Source organism: Clavibacter quasicaliforniensis, assembly GCF_051201715.1.
Lineage (GTDB): Bacteria > Actinomycetota > Actinomycetes > Actinomycetales > Microbacteriaceae > Clavibacter > Clavibacter seminis.
In genome coordinates this window covers 966,411-986,621 of record NZ_CP139624.1, presented here as the reverse complement: position 1 = coordinate 986,621, position 20,211 = coordinate 966,411, and the positions used below count along the sequence as shown (strand labels likewise).

Here is a 20,211-nt window from a genome sequence, read left to right as displayed (position 1 = left end):
GCGGCCGGCGCACAGGTCTCACGGGTTCCCATACACCCTTCCCGTACTCTGGAGTCTATGTCTGCTTCCAAGAACACGCCCGGCCGCGTCGCCGCCGCGCTCACGGGCGTCCTCGGCATGAGCGCCGTCGCCGGCGTGCTGGTCGCGGCGATGGTCACCCCCGCCATCGCCGTCACGAGCCTCGCGGCCAACAACACGATCGGCCTCTTCGAGGACCTGCCGGACTACCTGCAGATCGACAACCTCGCCCAGAAGACCGAGCTCTACGCCACGCAGGGCGGCCAGCCGGTCAAGTTCGCCGAGTTCTACGCGCAGAACCGCCAGGAGGTGAGCTGGGACGAGGTCTCCGACAACGCGAAGGCCGCGGCCGTCGACACGGAGGATCCCCGCTTCTACGAGCACGGCGGCGTCGACGTGCAGTCCACGTTCCGCGCGCTCGCCCAGAACGTCATCGGCGGCGGCGTCGAGTCGGGCGCCAGCACCATCACCATGCAGTACGTGAAGAACGTGCTCGTGCAGAAGGCGGAGACGCTCGCCGAGACGGACCCGGACGCGGGCAAGAAGGCGTACGCGGAGGCGACGCAGGAGTCGACGGCCCGCAAGCTCAAGGAGATGCGCCTCGCGATCGGCCTGGAGAAGAAGTTCTCGAAGAACGACATCCTCCTCGGCTACCTCAACATCGCGAACTACGGCGGCAGCGTCTACGGCATCCAGTCGGCCGCGAAGTACTACTACGGCGTGGACGCGAAGGACCTCAGCATCGCCCAGGCCGCGAGCCTCGTCGCCACGGTCAACTACCCCACGGCCCTGCGGATCGACGAGCCCGGGAACATCAAGGCCAACCAGGAGCGCCGCGACGTGCTCATCGACAACATGCTCAAGCACCACAGCATCACGCAGCAGCAGCACGACGAGGCGATCGCCACCCCCGTCACGCCGGCGATCACCCCCTCCGTGAGCGGCTGCAACGCGGCCCAGCCCGCCAGCGCCGCGTACTTCTGCGACGCGGTGAAGTACACGGTCGAGAACTCGAAGGAGTTCGGCCAGACCCCCGACGAGGCCCGTCGGAACCTCAACCGCAACGGCTACAAGATCTACACGACGCTGAACCTCGACCTGCAGGCCAAGGCCACGGACGACATGCGCAAGCAGATCCCCACGACGATGAACAGCATCAACGTCGGATCCGCCATGACGAGCGTCGAGGCCAAGACCGGCCGCGTGATCGCCATGGTGCAGAACACCGACTACGGGAACGGCGACCAGCGCGGCGTCACCAGCGTCAACTACAACACCGATGAGGCGCTGGGAGGATCCCGGGGCTTCCAACCCGGATCGACCTACAAGATCGTGACGCTCCTCGACTGGCTCAAGGAGGGGCACTCCGTCAATGAGGTCGTGCGCGCGTCGAACGGCGTATGGACCGGGCGCGACTTCACGAACTCATGCGGGGGCGGGAACTCCCCCGGGGACACTCTCCGGGTGACCAACGACGGTGCAGCCCCCGGGCCGAACCGCACGGTCATGTCGGGTACGGCGAACTCCACCAACACCGCGTTCATGGCCATGGCGTCCGAGCTCGACATGTGCGGCATCCAGCAGACCGCCCAGGACATCGGGATCCACCAGGCGCAGACCGGGAAGAAGCTGTCCAACCTGATCGCGGACATCATCGGATCAGGCGCGAACAACGTGTCGCCCTTGACGATGGCGTCGGCGTACGCGACCGTCGCCAACAACGGCACCACCTGCACGGCGGTCCTGATCGACAAGGTCGTGCTGCCGGATGACACGGAGGTGACGCCGCCCCAGGCGAACTGCACCGAGACCGTGAGTCCGGACGTCGCGCACACCGCCGCCTACGCCCTCGCCGGGGTCATGGGGGCCACCGGTGCCGCCGCCGACACGAACGACGGCACGCCGCTCATCGGCAAGACCGGAACCACGGATGCGGCGAAGGACACCTGGTTCGTCGGGTCCAGCACCGAGGTCACGACCGCCATCTGGGTGGGCAGCTCCTCGGGCCAGCAGATCCAGCAGCGCAAGACCAAGCTCCCGAGCGGGCAGCTCATGTCCACCGCTCGGTTCGCGGTGTGGAAGCCGTTCATGCAGTCCGTCAACGCGGTCTACAAGGGGTCGGCGTTCCCTGGTCCGGCAGCCGAGCTCACCCGCACGCCGACGGTCCAGGTTCCGGACGTCTCGGGCATGTCGCCCGCCGACGCCCAGTCGGCCATCGAGGGCGCGGGCCTGTCCTTCGCCCAGGGCGGCTCGCGGTCCTCCGCGAACGTGGCCGCCGGCCAGGTCGCCGGATCCGACCCGGGTGCCGGTGCCAACGCGGCGCGTGGATCGACCGTCACGGTGTTCATCAGCAGCGGGCCCGACCAGAGCCAGCAGCAGGGCACCCCGGGCACCGTCCCTGACGTGCGCGGGCAGGACATGACGAGCGCCCGGCAGACGCTCCGGGGCGCCGGATTCGACGTGACCATGGCCCAGGAGCAGGTGCAGGACAACTCGCAGATCGGCAAGGCGACCCGCACGGATCCCGCGGCCGGGCAGCAGAGCGGCGGCCCCGTGACGCTCTACATCGGACGCAGCTGATGGGCGTGCTCGGCACCATCGCACGCACCGTCGGCGTCGTCGCCGCGGCCGGCGCGGCGGTCTTCGCGTACGCGTCCTTCTATGAGCGGCGCCGCTTCACCCTCCGCGAGGTGACGGTGCCGGTACTCCCTGTGGGCGCCGACCCCATCCGCGTGCTCCACCTGTCGGACATGCACATGGCACCGTGGCAGCACAAGAAGCAGCGCTGGGTGCGTGAGCTCGCGGAGCTCAAGCCCGACCTCGTCGTCGACACCGGCGACAACACGGGACACGAGCAGGGCATCGTCGCGGTCGAGGAGACGCTCGAGGCCTTCCGCGGGATCCCCGGTGTCTTCGTGCACGGCTCGAACGACTACTACGGGCCCATGCTCAAGAACCCGTTCAAGTACTTCACCGCCAACACGCACGCCACGCAGCGCCCGGCCGACCTCGACCTCCCCCGGCTCGAGCGGCTGTACGCGTCGCTCGGCTGGGTCGACCTCAACAACGCCGCGGGCGCGATCGAGGTCAACGGCACGCTGCTGGAGTTCTTCGGCGTGGACGACCCGCACCGCGACTTCGACCACCTCGAGGCGCTCCCCGGAGCCCTCGACGCGTTGCGCGAGGACGGGGATGCCTACCAGGGCGCATCGGACGCCCCCGTCGTGTCCATCGGCGTCGCCCACGCCCCCTACCGCCGCGTGCTCGACTCGTTCGTCACCAACGGCGCCCGCATGATCTTCGCCGGGCACACGCACGGCGGCCAGGTCTGCGTGCCCGGCTACGGCGCCCTCGTCACCAACTGCGACATCCCGCGCCGCCAGGTGAAGGGCCTCAGCGTCTGGCCTCACGCCGACCGGGCGTCGTTCCTCAACGTGAGCGCGGGCCTCGGCACGTCGATCTACGCGCCCGTGCGCTTCGCGTGCTTCCCCGAGGCGACGCTGCTCACGCTCACCGCGGTCTGACCGCCCGCGGCGTACTCCGGACCCGTGAACATCGGGTATCGTAGATCCCGGCCCTCGGGCCATCGGGGTGTGGCGCAGTTTGGTAGCGCGCTTCGTTCGGGACGAAGAGGTCGCAGGTTCAAATCCTGTTACCCCGACACACCGCCTCCTCCGCGAGGCACAGCATGACCGGCATCATGATCAAGGGCCGCTCCCCCGGGAGCGGCCCTTCGTCGTCCGGGCGATCAGCCGAACGCCTCGCGAGGCTCGGACTGGCAGATGTGAGGCGACTCGACCGGAAGCGCTACACGATGCAGGCCCCGTCGGGCTCATTCGATGAGCGAAATCCAGCCACGCCCCGTGGGTGCGCACACGAGATGGATGTCGACAATCGCCACAGACCCACCCTCTGGGTCGAGATGCAGAGCATAGGCAGTCCGGACGAGAAACGCAATGCACCCTACGCTCCATTGTCGAACGCGCGGCTCCGACGTAACTTTCAGACATTGGCGTCGGCCAGGAGGGGAAAATGAACCGCAAACGCGCATTGCTGACTGCCTGCGGGCTCGGCGCCGTATTCGCGATCAGCGCTCTCGCGACCACCGCGATGACTGCCACACCACGCACCGACCCATCACGGGAATCGTCTCAACAGGACTTCTTCACCGACTCGCAAGTCGACACCGCATGGACGCAGGCTGTCAGCGCATTCCCCAATCCGCTTCCGCCGGGACAAGCCTTCCCCGCGACCGCACCGAGCTTCTTCCACCCCGATGACGGGAAGGTGCATTCGTACCACGTCGATCTCCCTGCGCAATTCGTAGCTCGATACTGGCGATGCGCGTGGTTGAAGATCAGCCTGCATCCCCCTGAGTCAGACGCGGGAACCGGTGTCGGCGAGGCCGATCTCCAATTGAGGGCCGAACAGTGGGAGAAGATACCACAGGTTGCACGGAACATGGACGTCCGCGCATACATTCACGACATGGAGACATATGCCGAGACCGTAGGAAAAAGCGAAGCCGCGGTCGAGTTCGAAAGTGAATGTTGAACAACGAATGGAGCAATCTGATGAAGCATGAAAGCAACTCCAACCGTCGGCGGGCGCGCGCGCTGGTCGTCGTCGCCCTGACAGCGGGTCTGGGGATCCTCGCCGGGACGTCGACACCGGCGATGGCCGAGACGAGGGCCCTGGATGGCTACCAACCGGTCGGGCTGTCGTTCTACCCCCATGCGTACCGTGAGACCAACCCACACAACGCGGAGTTGATCATCATCGATGACATGCAGGGCGGTGGGGGGCCTCCTGTCTACGCCGGCATCACCAGATCTCAGAACACCAGTTCGTTCGCGACGACGGAGGAGACATTCGGGAAGTGGTCGTACTTCATAAACAAGGCCACAGGTCGAGCCAGCAACGCTCCGGGAACCTTCTTCCTCCGGGTCGAGGTCGTCGGCGGATGCGGCGGAGACTGCGGGGTGGGTCACTGGACGGGCAGGATCTCGTTCAACAACCCCGTCTCCAATGGACAAGCGACGGATACGAAGTAGATGCCGAGGCGTCACTGCAGGTGACTCCTCAGATGACGTGATGGCCACCCTGATGACGACCGCTGAATCGTCACCAGGGTGGCCCCCGTACGCGCACGCTCCCCGCCCGTACTCGATTCCGAGAAGCGCTCGCCGCCCCATCACGCGTAGTCAGGCGAAGCTCGTCGATGTGACGGCCTCGGTTCACGGCCAACTCGCACTCGGCAGTCGCCGACGATTCAACGCCCTTCGTCGACTCTGGGTCCGGATCTCGATTCGATGCGGATCCAGAGCAAGAACCTGACGACGAGAACTGAGACGGGTCCTCGCCTCCTACGCAGTGATGGGACGATGACGGCCGTCGGCACGAATCGAACAGCGGTGCCCTTCGCGATCATGGACGGGACGCTGATCGCTCCCTCGAGCTCCTCGAGCGCCGACGGGCCGCGGTCGTGATCGGGCTGGAAGGCTGCGCGGCGCGGCGACGGCCACACCACGGTGCGCTCTCGCCGACGATGCCGACCGGACGATGCCCCGATGCGAACTCCTAGTCGGCGCCCGACAGATGACTGTCGATGCCCCATAGGCCCTCCACGCGTCGCGATGCCCTCGGGAGGAGCCGGAGCCGGACCGCCGCTCGGCCGCGGGCAACGCCCGCCCGGCGGACACGGCAGATGGCACGTGAGCTCCTCCACGAGCATCGGACAGGCACGCAGACCAGGTTCCGGAGATGACGCGTCGATCGCCTGTGCGCTCGGTCGCCAAGCCGTCCGGCGATCATGCGGCGCGGTCTAGCGCGAGACGGCCTTCAGCCGCAGCGCCGGCCGCTCGATCGCGTAGTAGGTCGCTGCCGACAGCGCGAGCGTCACCGCCCCCACCACGAGCGTGTTGAGGGCGAAGCCCGCGAGCGTGTCCGGGAGCACGAGGCCGGCGCGGCGGAGGAAGCGGATCACCGGCAGGTGCCAGAGGTACACGCTGAACGAGATCGTGCCGAGCCAGGCGATCCACCGGAGCTCGAGGAAGCGCGTCACCGGGCCGAGGGATCCCCCGCGCCGCGGCAGCGCCACGAGGAGCAGCAGCGTCGCGCACGAGGCGGCCACGATGCTCTCCTCGAGCGCGCCCACGGGCGCCTCCGAGGCGATGACGATGAGCGCAGCTGCGAGGATCCCGGCGGGCACGCGCCAGGCCGCGACGCGGTCGCGCAGTGCCTCGTCCGCGGACAGCGCGAGCAGGACCACGGCCGCCGCCATGCCGTAGGCGAAGAGGTCCGCGTGCACGAGGATGCTGCGGTTCGCGACCGCCTCCCATGTGACGCCCCACTCGCTCGCGAGGCGGCCGCGGTACCCGAGGGGGGCCTGCGCGATCATCGACCACACCTTGCCGGCCACGCCGATCAGCAGGAGCACGGCCGCGGGTGCGAGGGCGCGGATCCACGTGGCCCTCCCCCGCAGCAGCCGCGCCGCCAGCAGCGCCACGAGGGGCAGCACCACGTAGAAGGACACCTCGACGGCGAGCGTCCACGCGACCTCGATCCCGCTGCGGAGCGTGCGCGGCGTGTAGCCCTGCAGCAGCAGCGCGTTCACGATCGTGTCGACGGGACCCAGCGTGCCGACCGAGATGCCGGCGTCGCGCGTCTCGCGCGGCAGGATCGCGATGCGCAGCACGAGGCTCACGAGCAGCAGCACCACGACGTAGCCCGGGAAGACGCGGAGGACGCGGTTCACGGCGTAGCGCGACAGGCGCGGCATCGCGCCGCCGTCGACGAGGCTCCGCGCGAACGGCAGGAACAGCAGGAATCCGCTCAACACGAAGAACAGCGTGACGCCGTGGCTGAAGAACGCGACCTCGCCGACGAGCGGGACGTCAGTGGTGGGCCGGGCCAGCTGGCGCTGCACGTGATACAGCAGCACGGCGACGGCGGCGACCCCGCGGAGCCCCTCGATGCCGGGCAGGAGCGTGCGCACGCGCGCGGGCGCGGACGTCGGAGTCCCGGTCATGATGGCCTTCCCGGGTCGGTGGTGGAGCGGTCGTCCAGTCTACGAGGGGCCCGATCCGAGGGATCCGCGGCCGGGCCACGCACAGCACGACGGCCGCCGCCCGGAGGCGACGGCCGTCGGCGCGCGCTCCCCATCGAGCGCGGGCTCACCCCTCCGCGGGAGGGGCGGGCTGGGCCGGCGCCGCCGGAGCGGCAGGCGCGTCCGGTGCCGTGGGCGCCGCCGACTGGCTGGGCTTCGGTGCCGGCGGCACGTACGGCTTCTTCGTCAGCGTGCTGCTCGGAGCCGGGAAGCCCTCGGCCGGGTAGCGGTCGTCGATGAACGTCTGCAGCGGCTTGAAGATCCGGTGACGCGCGCTGTCCGCGGCCGAGCCGTTGAGGACGTTGCGGCGCATGGACGCGAAGCCCTCCACGTTGCCGACCCAGACAGCCGTCGTGACCTCGGTGGAGGATCCGACGAACCAGGTGTCCTTCGAGCGGTCGGTCGTGCCCGTCTTGCCCATGATCTCCGTGCCGTCACGCGGGTTCGACGCCGCGCCCGTGCCGCCCATGACGGCCTTGAGGGTGAAGGCAGCCGTGTTGGCCACCTCGGGGCTCATGGCCTGCGTGCACTCGCTCTTGGGAGTGACCAGCTCGGACTCGTCCGGGAGGACGACCTTGTCGATCGCGATGGGCTTGCACATCGTGCCCTGGTTCGCCACGGAGGCGAAGGCGGTCGCCATCTGGAGCGGGGCGACGTTGTTGCCACCTGAGCCGACCACGTCCGGCGGGTAGTTCTGCAGGTCGCGGTTGTCGGCGTTGTAGACGCCCATGTCCTTCGCCGTCTGGTTGATGTCGCAGATGTCGAGCTGGCTGGCCATGGCGATGAACGCCGAGTTAACGGACGCCACGGTCGCCTGGAGGACCGTCTGGTTCGAGGTCGCACCGGTGTTCGTGTCGTTGGTGACCGTGTAGGGCTCGGATCCCACACGCTCTCCGCAGGCGCGGAACTCCGACTGGTTCCACTTCGTCTTCGACGCGTTCACGGTCTGGTAGACGGACTTCCCGCTCTTCAGCCAGTCGACGAGGGTGAAGATCTTGTACGTGGATCCGACCTGGAACCCGGCGGAGCCGCCGTGCGCCTTGTCGGCCGAGTAGTTGATCTCGGTTACGCCGGCCTGGTTGGCCGCGACGCCGTAGTCGGTGTTCTGCGCCATCGCGATGATGCGGCCCGTCTTCACCTCGCGGGAGACCACGGATCCGCCGATCTTCGTGAAGCGCGCTGTGGTCGGAACCTGCTTGCGCATCTGCTCCGCGGCGTTCCCCTGGATGTCGAGGTCGAGCGTCGTGTAGACCTGCATGCCGCCGCGCTTCAGGACGGCGTCGCGCTCGGCCGGCGTCGCGCCGAACTCTGGGTTCGTGAGGATCTCGTTCTTCACGTAGTCGCAGAAGTAGGCGGCCGAGATCGGGTTGGCCTGGATGCAGCCGCTCGTGGAGGGCGTGATCGTCGGCGTGATGGCAGCGGCCGAAGCCGTGTCGTACTGCTCCTGCGTGATCTTCTGCTCCTTGAGCATGTTCCGCAGCAGCAGGTCGCGACGCTCCTTGTTGCGTTCGAGGTTGTCCGGGTTGTCGATCTTGAACACCTCGGGCGCGTTGACCGTGGCGATCAGGCTCGCGGCCTGCTCGAGGGTCAGGTCGGCGGCGGAGACGTTGAAGTAGTAGCGCGCCGCGGACTCGATGCCGTAGACCCGGCTGCCGAAGTTCGCGATGTTGAGGTACGCGAGGAGGATCTCGTTCTTGGAGTACTTCTTCTCCACCCCGATCGCCATCCGCATCTCCTTGAGCTTGCGGGGCATGTCGGGCTGGGTGGCCTCCTGGAAGGCCTTGCGGCCCTCGGCCTGCGTGGCCTCGTCGGAGGAGTCGACCATGTTCTGGGCCTTCTGGACCAGCACGTTGCGGACGTACTGCATCGTGATGGTGGAGGCGCCGGACTGGACCTCCTTGTTCAGGACGTTCTGCGCGAGCGCGCGAGCGGCCGAGAGGACGTCGACGCCGCCGTGCTCGTAGTATCGGGGGTCCTCGGTCGCGATCGCGGCGTCCTTCGCGAACGACGATACGGCGTCCCACGGGACCTCCTCCCGGTCCTGCGAGAAGAACTCGGCGAAGGGCACCTGCTGGTCGCCCTGCTTGGCGAACAGGACGGTCTTCTGCGCGAGGTTGTCGATCTGCAGGTTGTCGGGGATGTCCTCGAAGACGCCGATGGTGCTGTTGGCCGCGATGCCGGAGACGGCGATGGCCGGGGTCACCATGGCTGCGACGAGCACGCCGGCGATCGTGCTCATGCCGACGAGTCCGAGGAACGCGCCCAACCGGGTCGAGATGGTCAGGTCAGTTTTCCTCATGGTACGAATCTAACCCGCGCCCGGAGGCGCCACATCCGCCTCAGGGAGGGTCTCAGCTCCCCGTGGCCGAAATGTGATGAGTGCACTCGCGATCAGGCCGCGCGGGCCTCCCCGATGGCCAGATCGCGCACCGTCTGGAGCGTCTGGATGCGGTGCTCCAGCGTCGTGGACGACGGCGCGACGATGAGCTCGTCGGCCCCCGTGCTCGTGAGCAGGCGTTCGAGGCCGATCCGCACGGCGTCGGGCGAGCCGATGGCCTGGCGGCGGTCGCGCGCCCCGATGATCTCGCGCTCGAGGTCGCTGAACGCGTACGCGGCGGCCTCGGCCGGATCCACGGGCTGGGGCTTCCCGCCCTGCCGCATGCGGAGCCACGTGATGCGGCCCGCACGCGCCTCGCGCTCGACGACCTCGGGATCCTCGTCGGCGATGACGCTCACCGCGATGGCGCTGTGCGGGGCGGCGAGGTCATCGCTCGGCTGGAAGCGCTCGCGATACAGCGCGAGCGCCTGCTCCGTGCGATCGCCCGCGAAGTGGTGCGCGAAGGCGAACCGGATCCCGAGGGCGGCGGCGACCTGCGCCGAGTAGCCGCTGGATCCGAGGAGCCACATCTGCGGGCGGTCGCCGAGCCCCGGGACGGCCGTGATGCCCCGCAGCGGGTTGTCGTCCGCCATGCCGCCCGTGAAGAAGCCGACCAGGTCGACGAGCTGCTGCGGGAAGTCGTCCACGCCGAGGCCCGCCTCGCTGCGGCGGAGCGCCATCGCGGTCGCGCCGTCGGTGCCGGGGGCCCGGCCGATGCCGAGGTCGATGCGGTCGCCGTAGAGGGCGCGGAGGGTCCCGAACTGCTCGGCGACGACGAGCGGCGTGTGGTTCGGCAGCATGACGCCCCCGCTCCCGACGCGGATGGTCGAGGTGCGGGCGGCGATGCCCGCGAGGAGGACCGCCGGGGCGGAGCTCGCGATGCCCGGCATGCCGTGGTGCTCGGCCACCCAGAACCTCGAGTACCCCGCGGCCTCGGCGGCCTGCGCGAGCCGGATGCTGCCGGCGACGGCGTCGGCGTTCGTACCGCCGAAGGGACGGGGAGCGAGGTCGAGGACGTCCAGGGGCACGCGTTCGAGGTGTGTCACCCCGGGGAGCACGGGCGCGATCCACGGCGCATTCCCCGCCGGGGGCGCGTTGCTAGGCTGCGGCCCGATGGATCCCGCCGCCCCCGCTCCCCCGCCGGGCGCGACGGCCGAGGGCACCGCGACCGGCCGTTCGACCTGGGGCGCGCGGCGGGACCGCGAGCGTCGACGCATCCGCCGACGGCAGGCGACCGCGCTGCTCCTGGCGTACGTCGCCCTGATCGGGCTGGTCACCCTCACCCCGGACAGCGTCGACCGCGGCGTCTACCCCTACCTGATGCGCGGCGTGGTGTTCGTGCAGCACCACGGGATCCCCGGGTTCCGCTACTCGATGATCGAGGAGGTCGCGAACGTCGCCCTGTTCGCGCCGCTCGGCATGCTCGGCGTGCTGGCCTCCGGGGCTCCGCGCTGGTGGATCGTCGTGCTCGCCGGGACCGCCATGTCGGCGACGGTGGAGCTCGCGCAGGGCGCGTTCCTGCCGGCGCGCGTGGCGTCCGTCACCGACGTGGCGGCCAACGGCCTCGGAGCTCTCCTCGGCGCGGCGACGGCGGCGCTCGTCGCGGCCCGGACGCGACGACGCGGGCGGATCCGGTCGTGATCGGATCCGCCCGCATCGGGTCGGGAGCGGCGTCGGGCGTCAGGACGCGCGGCGACGGCGGGCCGTCGCGATGCCCGCGGCCGCGGCGCCGGCGAGGAGCAGCCCGCCGCCGGTGATCGCGAGGCCGATGGGCATCGTGCCGCCGGTGACGGGGAGCGAGCCCGCATCAGCAGCAGTGCGGGTGCTCGCCGGGACGACGGAGACGATGCCGCACCAGTGGTCGCCCGACGCGGCGGTCTGGTTGGCGCGCCAGGTGCCGGTCGCCGTCGTCGGGACCACGAGCGTGCCCGAGACGGAGCCGTCGGCGGCCGCGGTGACGGATGCGGCCGGGTCGCCCGCGGCGGCGGGTGCGCCGGCCGCGGCGGAGAGGCGCACGGCGACGGTCTCGCCCGCGGTGAAGGATCCGGCGACGCCGGCGATCCGGACCGACTCGCCGGGGGCGACGGCGGCCGGGGTGACGGACATGCCGCTGCAGGCGATGGCGGAGTCCTTGGGGACGTAGTTCTCCGCCTGGGCGGCGACGGGGACGGAAACGGTGATCGCGAGCGCGACGAACGCGCCCGCCAGGGTCTTGGCGAGCATCTCGGGTGTGCCTTCTCTGATGCGCCCGGGACGGACGTGCGGGGGGCACGACGGGTATCGCCTCGGTGCGGTGGTGTCCGCGGCGCGCGATTTCGGGTCGACGCCTTCAGGCAGACAGCGGGTCGGGTAAACCCACGTTCGAGATGCTAGCCGCGTCCGCCGCCCCAGCCGAGACGCGCGGGCGGGATCGGCCCCGGACTGGGGTCAACCGGCGCCCGGTCACGGCACCCGGAGACGGCGGAAGGCCCCGAGGCGGATGCCTCGGGGCCTTCCGTCGCCGGGCTCCGCGAGGGAGTCAGGCGACGCTGTGCGTGATGTGGATCAGGCCGTGGCGCGCTGGCGACGGACCGTGGCGAGCACGACGACGAGAGCGGCACCGAGCAGCAGCAGGCCGCCGCCGGTCCAGATGAGGACGACGGGCAGCTGGCCACCCGTGACGGGGAGGCCCGCGGCGCCGTCGGCGCTGGAGCCACCGGTCGCGGTGCCGTTGCCGGCGGCCGCGACGACCGAGATGGTCGTGGAGACGGTGTTGCCCTGGGCGTCCGTGCCGGTGAGGGCGTAGGAGCCCGCGGCGGAACCGGCCGGCAGCGTGACGGTGACGCGGAGGCTGCCGTCGTTGGCCGACGTCTTGGTGATGGAGTTGGTCGTCACGGCCATGGGGGCCGTACGGAAGGAGGCGAGCGTGGCGTTGGCGGCGTCCTCACCGGTGATGGTGATGGTGACGGCGCTGACGGGAGCGAACGAACCGGGCCCGAAGGACAGGACGGTGCTCTGGCCGGGCGCGACGGTCGGGTCGCTGACGGTGACGCCGCCCTCGGGCGTGTACGGGTCCGCGTTGGCGGCGGTGGCGACGGTGAACGTCGCGGCGAGGGCGATGGCCGCCCCGGCGAGGATCTTCTTGAGCATGTGGTTCCCCCAGTGTGAGTTGCGCGTGGTGCATAGGGGCCACTAGCGGACTCGGGTCCGCCGTCGATCATTCCCCCACTGAGGAGACTACTGGGATGCGTCGCAGGACAGGGAACGGAACTCTGTCGCGATCGTGTCAATTACCGGGGTGGTCACGATCGAGAGGGGCGTGTCGGTCTTTTTGTCCCCCAGCGTGTCCACCGTTATGCGGACCTCCTGACCGGGCTTCAGCGTCACCTCGACCTGCGCGACGGCCCGCCCGCCCACGATCTCCGGCTGGAACTGCGTCTCCTGGCCGTCGATGTGCACCCGCAGTGGAACCGTGCCAGGGGGACCGTACACCGCCACGCGCGTCTTGACGTCACCGGGCGCGACGCCGTACACGCCTCCGCCCGTGACCACGAAGGGCAGAGAGGCCGCGTCGGCCGGCGCCGTGGATCCGAGGATCACCTCGGTGCGGTAGTCCGGCCTGCCGTCGTCCCGGCACATGGCCATCGCGAGAGTGGTCCGCAGCGAGAGGAAGTAGTCCATCTTCGCGCCGGTCGAGTCGTTGAGGAACACGCCGAAGACCGTCGACTCTTCGTTGTCGGCAGGCAGCGAGCCCTGGAACGTGGTGCCGTCGAGGGTCGCCTGCTCGTCGGCGCGGGAGTTCCAGATCAGGATGCGACGCTCGTCGGCGGCGTGCCCCAGCGCCTTCACGAGCGCGGCCGGGTCCACGTCACCGGAGGAGATCTTCGCGAACACCGAGTCGGCGACGCTCGCGAAGACCGCGTCCTGGACGTCCGGGTTCGGGTACCGGAGGTAGACGTCATGAAGGAGCAGGTCGACGGCGTCGTCGGAGCGGAGCACGTCGCCGGTCGCGAGCGTGATGGGGCCGGTGGCCTCGAGCAGGTACGAGAGGGCGACCGGGTCGATGCTGATCACGCCGTCGACCGCCTGGCCGTGCTTGAGCCGCCACATCTCGGCGGCGAGCGGCGCGGCCTGGGGGAACTCGGGCGTCAGCGTGACGTCCTGCATGTAGCGGCCGGTGATGGTGCCGTAGAGGCCGGCGGTCTGGGGATCCAGCGGCAGGGCGGGCTCCGCGAGGTGCGGGAACGCGCGCGCCGAGTCCTGGCCGGCGAGCGAGAACGCGCCGCCGCCGGTGCGGACGAGCGCCAGGGCGCCCGGGATGCCGCCCGTGGAGCGCACCTCGGCGTTGTTCTGGAACATGAGCAGGTAGCTGCGGTCGCCGTCGGCGCCGAGCATGGCGGGGGCGAGGTCGGTGACGTGGCGCACGACGGCGAGGGTCTCCGCGGCCTTGCCCACCGTCTCCTTCAGGCGCCCGACCGCGTCGGCGACCGGGCGGATGGTGCTGCCGGTGTCGATGGCCGTCACGTCGGTCAGCGCCGCGTCGAGCGCGTCGTCGGCCTGGCGGACGGGCTCCTGCGCGGCCACGATCGGGTCGAGGTCGAGCCGCCCGTCCTTCGGCGTGAGGCTCGCGACGTCGAGCGTGCCGGCGATGCCGACGACGGGCTGCAGCGCGTCGCCGCCGATCCGGTCGACGATGCCGGAGATCTCGCGGAAGGCGCGGAGGTTGGGGCCCACGAACGGCACGTGCTCGGTGACGGCCCAGATCGGATCCCCCGTGAGCGACACCGCGCGCGCGGAGTGATCGCGCAGCTGCGCGACGTTCGCCGAGGCTCCCGCGGAGTCGCCCGCCAGGAGGTCGCTCTGCACGGACGACGCGAGCGGCACCGCCTGCTCGAGCTCCCCGCGGGCGAGGAGGGCGCGGGCGGCGACCCACGCGATCCAGAGGACGAGGATGACGGCGATCGCGGCGACGGCGACCGTCACGACACGGCGACGCGTCCAGGGGCGCCGAGCCCGGCGTCGACGCCGCGACGGCGCGAGGCCGGTCGCCGAGGTCACCAGGTGGCCCCGCCGTCGGCGGAGATGCTGACGGAGTCGCCGGTGAGCAGCCAGACGTCGCGACCCGCCGCCGAGAGGGCCACGGATCCGCTGGTGGGCGCAGCCGCCGCGCAGCCGAGGACGCTCACGGCGCCCGAGGCCGGCACGATGCGGCCGACGCTCGTGCCCGCGCAGGATCCGGCGGTGCCCGCCGTGAGGATGCCGTCCGCGCCGAGCGCGAGCGCGAGGACGCCGGGTGCGTCGACCAGGCGGAAGTCGCCGCTGCCCGAGCGGACGTGCAGCGCGCCGGATCCGCAGAGGACCGCGGCGGCCTGGCCGCTGTCGACGACCTGGACGGCGTCGTCGCACGGAGCGTCCCGCGGGCCCTGGACGAGCTGCACCGTGCCGGGCTGTGTCGGGTCGACGTACGCGGTCGTCGCCGTGAGCGCGGGCGCGTCGCGCCAGAACTCGCCGCCCGTGAAGCTCTGGAGCGTGGTGCGGGTGCACGCGGCGGTCACGTCGGCGACGATGCTGCCGACGTCCGGGCTCTCCACCTGCAGCGCGAGGATCCGGCGCGCGTCGAAGGAGCCCGTCGAGCGGGTGTCCCAGGTGCGGCCCTCGTCGATGGTGGTCTGGATGCGGGCCGGCTCGCCCGTGCAGGCGCCGCCCGTCGTGCGCCAGGCGACCTCGGCGTTCCCCGCCGCGAGGAAGACGGTGGGCGCGGCCACGGTCGTGCTCGCGGTGGCGCTCGGCGCGGGCGTCGGGCTCGCGGCGGCGTCGGTGCTGGCGGCGGACGGCGCGGGGGCGGCCGTGCCCTCGTCGGCGGACCCCGCGCCGGTGCGGGTCACGGCGGCCGAGACGAGGATCAGGTCGATGACGAGGAAGGCGATCACCGCGGTGACGCCGACCCCGGGGATGATGCGGCCGAGCGACGGACGACGGCGCCGGGTGCGCCCCGTGACGGCCATGGGCTTGCGGCCGTCGGGCTCCGACCTAGCCACGCGCGGCACCCGCGGGTCGAGGGGCGCGGTGGTCGGACGGTCGTCGTCGCAGGCGGCGCGGTGGCGCCTCGGCGTGAGCCGACATGGTGTCTCCCGGTGTGGCGGGCATCGTGCGGCACGCGGGCGGCTCACCCTCGCGGGCGGCAGCATCCGGTCCGCGCCCCGCCGACGAGCCGCGACCCGCTCCTCCGGTGGAGCACGGGCCGCCGATCCGCGCGACGGGAGATGCGGGGTCGAGCGGTGGTGTCATCCGGATCGTACAGGCCCCCGCGGGACCAGCCGGGACGACACGGGTCGGCGGCGGGTCAGGGAGCGGCCGGGCTCGTGGTCTCGGCGCTGTCGGGGCGCACGTACGAGTAGCCGTACTGGCCGTAACCGTAGGCGTCGGGGCCCTTGGTCGGGAGCATGGTCAGCACGACGCCGAGCACCTCGGCGCCGACGCTGTTCAGCGACTCGATGGCCGCGTGGACCTGGCCCCGGTGCGCGCGACCGGACGACACGATGAGGATCGCCCCGCCCGCGCTCTTCGACAGCACGGCGCTGTCGGTGACGGGGAGGAGGGGCGGCGCGTCGATGAGCACGGTGTCGAACTCGGCCTCGAGCTCCTTGAGGAGCGTGACCATGGTGCGCGATCCGAGCAGCTCGCTCGGGTTCGGCGGGATCTGCCCGGCCGGCAGCACGAACATGTTGCGGTTGCCCCACGGCTGCAGGACGTCCTTCAGCTCCGCGCGGCCGATGAGCACGTCGGTGAGCCCGACCGCCCCCTCGAGCCCGAGGTAGGACGCGAGCTTGGGACGGCGCAGGTCGGCGTCGATGACCGCGACCCTGGCGCCCGCGTCGCTCAGGGCGATGGCGAGGTTGGCGCTCGTGGTGGACTTGCCCTCGGGCTCCACCGCGCTCGTGATGACGAAGCTGCGCGCGCGGCCGCCGAAGTCGAGGAACTGCAGGTTCGTGCGCAGGCTGCGGAAGGACTCGGCGCGCGGGCTGCGCGGATCCGACTGCACGATGAGCGGGCGCTCCTTGGCCTTCGGGTCGTACGCGATGCCGCCGAGGATGGGGGCGTGCGTGACGAGGCGCAGGTCGCGCTCGCCGCGGATCCGCGTGTCGAGCGTGGCGCGCAGCACGGCCGCCGCGACGCCGAGCGCGAGGCCGATGAGACCGCCCAGCGCCAGGTTCAACGGGACCTGCGGGGACACGGGCGATGCCGGGATCCGCGCCTCCTGCAGGGTGGTGATCTTCACCTGCGGCTGCCCGTTGGCGTCGAGCGGCGTGAGCTCGGCGACGACGTCGGTGAAGCTGCGGGCCACCGCGTTGGCGATGGTGGCGGCCGCCTCGGCCTGCTCGTCCTCGACGGAGATCTGGATGATGACCGTGTCGGCCGCCGCGGTGGCGGTGATCTTCGGCGCCAGCGACTCGGCCGTGGCGTCGAGGCCCAGCTGCGCGATGACCGGCTCAAGCACGACGGGCGTCGCCACGACGTCGGCGTAGCTCTTGACCGCCTGCTGCGTGAACGTGCTGCCCTGGCTCAGGTCCTGCACGGTGCCCGCCGACTGCGTCGAGACGAAGACCTTGGACGACGCCCGGTACTCGGGCGTCTGCACGAGCGAGTAGCCGGCCGCGGCGCCCACGCCGAGCAGCAGGACCAGCAGGATGAGCACCCACGACCGTCGCAGGATCCGGATGTATTCACGCAGTTCCACAGGCGATCCCCCTCGTCGATGGAGCGCCCCCCAGCGGCGCTCGAGCCCCATGCTCCCACAGCCGCGGACCCGCTCCGGTTCCCCGGAGCGGGGAATGACGCCCCGCGGATGACGCCCCCGCATCTGGGGCGGACCCATGGTGGGACGCTCGGTCTAGCGTTGATGCGGGTCAGGCCACCCACCTGCCCCATGCGCATCGCCGCCCGCTCACCCGAAGACGAGGTCAGCCCCCATGCTCGACGCCTGCGCCGCCCTCCTGCCGCTCGCCACCCTGCTGATCACGGGGGTCCTCACCGCGTACGGCCTCCGCTACCTGCGCGACTGACGACCCGCGCCGCCCGGCGACCGGGTCGGATCAGGCGAAGTCCGCGTCGGGGCCAGCGGGGTAGCCGAATGCCGACGCGCTCGCCTCGACGGGCCGGCCGCTCGTGAGCACTCCCCCGCTCTCCGCGAGGTAGCAGGCGCCGCAGAGCGACATGTACGTGACGTCCTCGCCGTCGATCGCGACCTGGTCGCCGGCGAAGATGAAGCGCTCGCCGACCTGGCGCGCGTTGAAGACGGCCTTGCGCCCGCAGCGGCAGATGGTCTTCATCTCCTCCAGGCTGTGCGCGATCTCCAGCAGCCGCCGGCTCCCGGGGAACGCGACCGTCTGGAAGTCGGTGCGGATCCCGTAGGCGATGACGGGCACGTCCTGCAGGATCGCGATGCGCAGCAGGTCGTCCACCTGCGACTCGCGGAGGAACTGCGCCTCGTCGACGAGGAGGCACGCCGTCGGGCCGCCCTTCTCCTGCAGGACGCGCTCGCGGTGGATCCCGAACTCCTGCCAGACGTCCGCGTCCGGCTCGAGGAGGAAGTCCACCGGGCGACGGACGCCGAGGCGGGACACGATGTCGCGGTCGCCCTTGGTGTCGATCACGGGCTTCGTGAGCAGAACGTGCTGCCCGCGCTCCTCGTAGTTGTAGGCGGCCTGGAGCATCGAGGTGCTCTTGCCGCTGTTCATCGCGCCGAAACGGAAGTAGAGCTTGGCCATCTACCGAAGGTAGCCGTCCTCGGTGGCGCGATCGATCAGGTCGGACCGACGGCCCGCGATCCTCCCGACGAGGCGGTACTTCGCGCGGACGCGGCGGAGGTACGTCTTCGCGGTCTCGTACTGGACGTTCATCGCCGTGGCGACGGCCAGGGTCGACCGACCCGTGACGTAGAGGCGGAGCGCCTGCTCCTCGCCCTGGCTGAGGCGGGGGCTCGCGAAGGCGCGTGCGCCGCCCTCGCCCGTCGCCCCGTCCTCGCGCCGCTGACCGGATCGGGATCCCGCGGCGACGGCACGGACTGCGGCCACGATGTCCGCCGCGGGCACGGGCCCGGTCAGCAGCGCGGCGGCCCCCGCGTCGACCACGCGACGACGGACCACCTCGGCACCCGAACGCGACAGGACCACGACCGCCGCTCCCGCCGCGCGGCAGGAGCGGATCCGGCCCTCGAGGCTGACCGCGTCGGCGAGGTCGTAGTCGACGACGACGACGTCCGTCGGGAAGCGCGGCGAGCGCACCAGCTGGAGCCAGCCCGTCGTGCTCACCACGACGTCGATCTCGGGAGCCCGGCGGCGGAGGATCGCGCAGACCTCGTCCAGCGCGGACTCGTGGCCCATGAGCACGCCGACGCGCACGGGCTGCGGCGACGACCGCCCGGAGGCGTCGCGCGTGCCCGCCCCGGGGTCGCGCACGCTGGTCATGTCAGAACTTTAGCCAGGGGGCGCGCCCGGACGGCATCCGGGGGCGTGGGCGGACACCCCGTGCGGCGCGTCAGAACAGCGTGGCCTGCGTCGCCGAGGCGGCGGGCAGCGCCGCGGCGACCAGCGGGCCGGGCGCCGGCGCCTGCGTCCAGCTGCCGCGACCGCGTGCCGTGGTGGCGCGGCTGTCCGCGCCCTCCTGGCTCCAGCCGGGGCGCGGTCGGCCGCCGTGCGGAGCGCGTGCGGCTTCGACGCCGGGGAGGTCGGCGCGGGACAGCACGCCGCCGGTGCGCGGATCCACCCGCCCGCCGCCGAGCCCGTGCCTGCGGACCAGCGGATCCATGCGCGCCTTGAGCCACGACCGGTACGCCTGCGGGGCGTACGCGCCGCGCGCGTAGAGGTCGAGGTAGCAGCCCACGAGATCCGGGCGCTCGCGCTCGAGCCACTGGAGGTACCACTCCTTCACGCCGGGCTTCAGGTACAGCGCGGAGTAGAGGACGCGCGTGCCGCCGGCCTCGCGGATGCGGGTGAGCGCGTGGTCGAGGTGCTCCACGCCGTCCGTGAGCATGGGCAGGATCGGCATCATGAAGACGGTGCAGTCGAGGCCCGCATCGCGGATCGCCGTGACCGTCGCGAGCCGCGCCGCCGTCGTGGGCGTGCCGGGCTCCACCGACTGCTGCAGCTCGTCGTCGAGCACGGCTATGCTCATCGCGAGGTCCACCGGCACGCTCGTCGAGGCCTCGGCGAGCAGCGGGAGGTCGCGGCGCAGGAGCGTGCCCTTGGTGAGGATGGACAGCGGCGTGCCCGACGACGCGAGCGCCGCGATGATGCCGGGCATGAGCGCGTAGCGGCCCTCGGCCCGCTGGTACGGATCCGTGTTGGTGCCGAGCGCCACGGCGTCGTGCGTCCACGTGGGCTTCGCGAGCTCGCGGGCAAGCACCTCGGCGACGTTGACCTTGACGACGATCTGGTCGTCGAAGTCGCGGCCCCCGTCGAGGTCGAGGTACTCGTGGGTGGGGCGCGCGAAGCAGTAGACGCAGGCGTGCGTGCACCCGCGGTAGGGGTTGATGGTCCAGCCGTACGGCATGACCTTCGACTCCCCCGGCACGCGGTTGAGGGCCGACTTGGCGAGCACCTCGTGGAACGTGACGCCCTGGAACTCCGGGGTGCGGACGCTCTGCACGAGGTTGCTCAGGCGGGCGAGCCCGGGCAGCGCGTCCGCGCTCGCGTCGGACAGCCTCTGCGCGCTCCATCTCATGCGCCCA

General features: G+C 71.1%; 16 protein-coding genes and 1 tRNA gene. 6 read left to right on the top strand and 11 right to left on the bottom strand.

Annotated features, from left to right (window positions below; genetic code table 11):
* Positions 1–57 precede the first annotated feature (57 nt).
* The 5 genes from NL142_RS04765 to NL142_RS04745 all read left to right on the top strand — a co-directional run bounded on the left by NL142_RS04765 (position 58) and on the right by NL142_RS04745 (position 5,072).
* Positions 58–2,598: a transglycosylase domain-containing protein gene (locus tag NL142_RS04765; RefSeq protein ID WP_435081170.1), complete on the top strand. Its 2,541-nt coding sequence runs from the start codon at positions 58–60 to the stop codon at positions 2,596–2,598.
* Positions 2,598–3,542 (top strand): metallophosphoesterase, encoded by a 945-nt coding sequence (locus NL142_RS04760; protein WP_435081169.1) that lies wholly within the window; start codon positions 2,598–2,600, stop codon positions 3,540–3,542. The genes NL142_RS04765 and NL142_RS04760 overlap by 1 nt, the downstream gene beginning before the upstream one ends.
* Before the next feature lie 63 nt (positions 3,543–3,605).
* A tRNA-Pro gene (locus NL142_RS04755) sits at positions 3,606–3,679 on the top strand.
* 371 nt (positions 3,680–4,050) lie between these two features.
* The gene (locus tag NL142_RS04750; protein WP_435081168.1) at positions 4,051–4,572 is read left to right on the top strand and encodes a hypothetical protein; all 522 of its coding nucleotides are present in this window, start codon (positions 4,051–4,053) and stop codon (positions 4,570–4,572) included.
* A complete protein-coding gene (locus tag NL142_RS04745) occupies positions 4,566–5,072 on the top strand; it encodes an amidohydrolase family protein (protein ID WP_147362341.1) in 507 nt (168 codons plus the stop codon). The genes NL142_RS04750 and NL142_RS04745 overlap by 7 nt, the downstream gene beginning before the upstream one ends.
* Before the next feature lie 770 nt (positions 5,073–5,842).
* On the opposite strand, the gene NL142_RS04740 is transcribed toward NL142_RS04745, so the two are convergent.
* From NL142_RS04740 to NL142_RS04730, 3 genes are all read right to left on the bottom strand, one after another.
* On the bottom strand, positions 5,843–7,048 hold the full coding sequence (locus tag NL142_RS04740) for an acyltransferase family protein (protein ID WP_435081167.1): 1,206 nt from the start codon (positions 7,046–7,048) through the stop codon (positions 5,843–5,845).
* 145 nt (positions 7,049–7,193) lie between these two features.
* Positions 7,194–9,425 carry a transglycosylase domain-containing protein gene (locus NL142_RS04735; protein WP_435081166.1) on the bottom strand — a complete coding sequence of 744 codons (2,232 nt, stop codon included), beginning with the start codon at positions 9,423–9,425 and terminating at the stop codon, positions 7,194–7,196.
* A 92-nt stretch (positions 9,426–9,517) separates the two neighbouring features.
* Positions 9,518–10,531 (bottom strand): LLM class flavin-dependent oxidoreductase, encoded by a 1,014-nt coding sequence (locus NL142_RS04730; protein ID WP_374978577.1) that lies wholly within the window; start codon positions 10,529–10,531, stop codon positions 9,518–9,520.
* A gap of 85 nt (positions 10,532–10,616) precedes the next feature.
* Here NL142_RS04730 and NL142_RS04725 point away from each other — a divergent pair, with 85 nt between their 5' ends.
* Positions 10,617–11,144, top strand: a complete 528-nt coding sequence (locus NL142_RS04725; protein ID WP_435081165.1) for a VanZ family protein — start codon at positions 10,617–10,619, stop codon at positions 11,142–11,144.
* A gap of 39 nt (positions 11,145–11,183) precedes the next feature.
* Here the strand turns inward: NL142_RS04725 and NL142_RS04720 are convergent, their stop codons facing one another.
* From NL142_RS04720 to NL142_RS04685, 8 genes are all read right to left on the bottom strand, one after another.
* Positions 11,184–11,726: a sortase gene (locus NL142_RS04720; RefSeq protein WP_435081164.1), complete on the bottom strand. Its 543-nt coding sequence runs from the start codon at positions 11,724–11,726 to the stop codon at positions 11,184–11,186.
* Between the two features lie 321 nt (positions 11,727–12,047).
* Positions 12,048–12,632 (bottom strand): sortase, encoded by a 585-nt coding sequence (locus tag NL142_RS04715; RefSeq protein ID WP_435081163.1) that lies wholly within the window; start codon positions 12,630–12,632, stop codon positions 12,048–12,050.
* Between the two features lie 87 nt (positions 12,633–12,719).
* Positions 12,720–14,465: a DUF4012 domain-containing protein gene (locus NL142_RS04710; protein WP_435081162.1), complete on the bottom strand. Its 1,746-nt coding sequence runs from the start codon at positions 14,463–14,465 to the stop codon at positions 12,720–12,722.
* 71 nt (positions 14,466–14,536) lie between these two features.
* Positions 14,537–15,520, bottom strand: coding sequence for a hypothetical protein (locus tag NL142_RS04705; RefSeq protein ID WP_435081161.1), 984 nt, complete (start codon positions 15,518–15,520; stop codon positions 14,537–14,539).
* Between the two features lie 305 nt (positions 15,521–15,825).
* Entirely contained in the window at positions 15,826–17,220 is a 1,395-nt protein-coding gene (locus tag NL142_RS04700) for a tyrosine-protein kinase domain-containing protein (protein ID WP_435081160.1), read from the bottom strand.
* A gap of 355 nt (positions 17,221–17,575) precedes the next feature.
* On the bottom strand, positions 17,576–18,250 hold the full coding sequence (locus NL142_RS04695) for a thymidine kinase (RefSeq protein WP_043584435.1): 675 nt from the start codon (positions 18,248–18,250) through the stop codon (positions 17,576–17,578).
* Positions 18,251–18,949 carry a helix-turn-helix transcriptional regulator gene (locus NL142_RS04690; RefSeq protein ID WP_435081159.1) on the bottom strand — a complete coding sequence of 233 codons (699 nt, stop codon included), beginning with the start codon at positions 18,947–18,949 and terminating at the stop codon, positions 18,251–18,253.
* A gap of 70 nt (positions 18,950–19,019) precedes the next feature.
* Positions 19,020–20,204, bottom strand: coding sequence for an Rv2578c family radical SAM protein (locus NL142_RS04685; protein ID WP_435081158.1), 1,185 nt, complete (start codon positions 20,202–20,204; stop codon positions 19,020–19,022).
* Between the last annotated feature and the right edge of the window lie 7 nt (positions 20,205–20,211).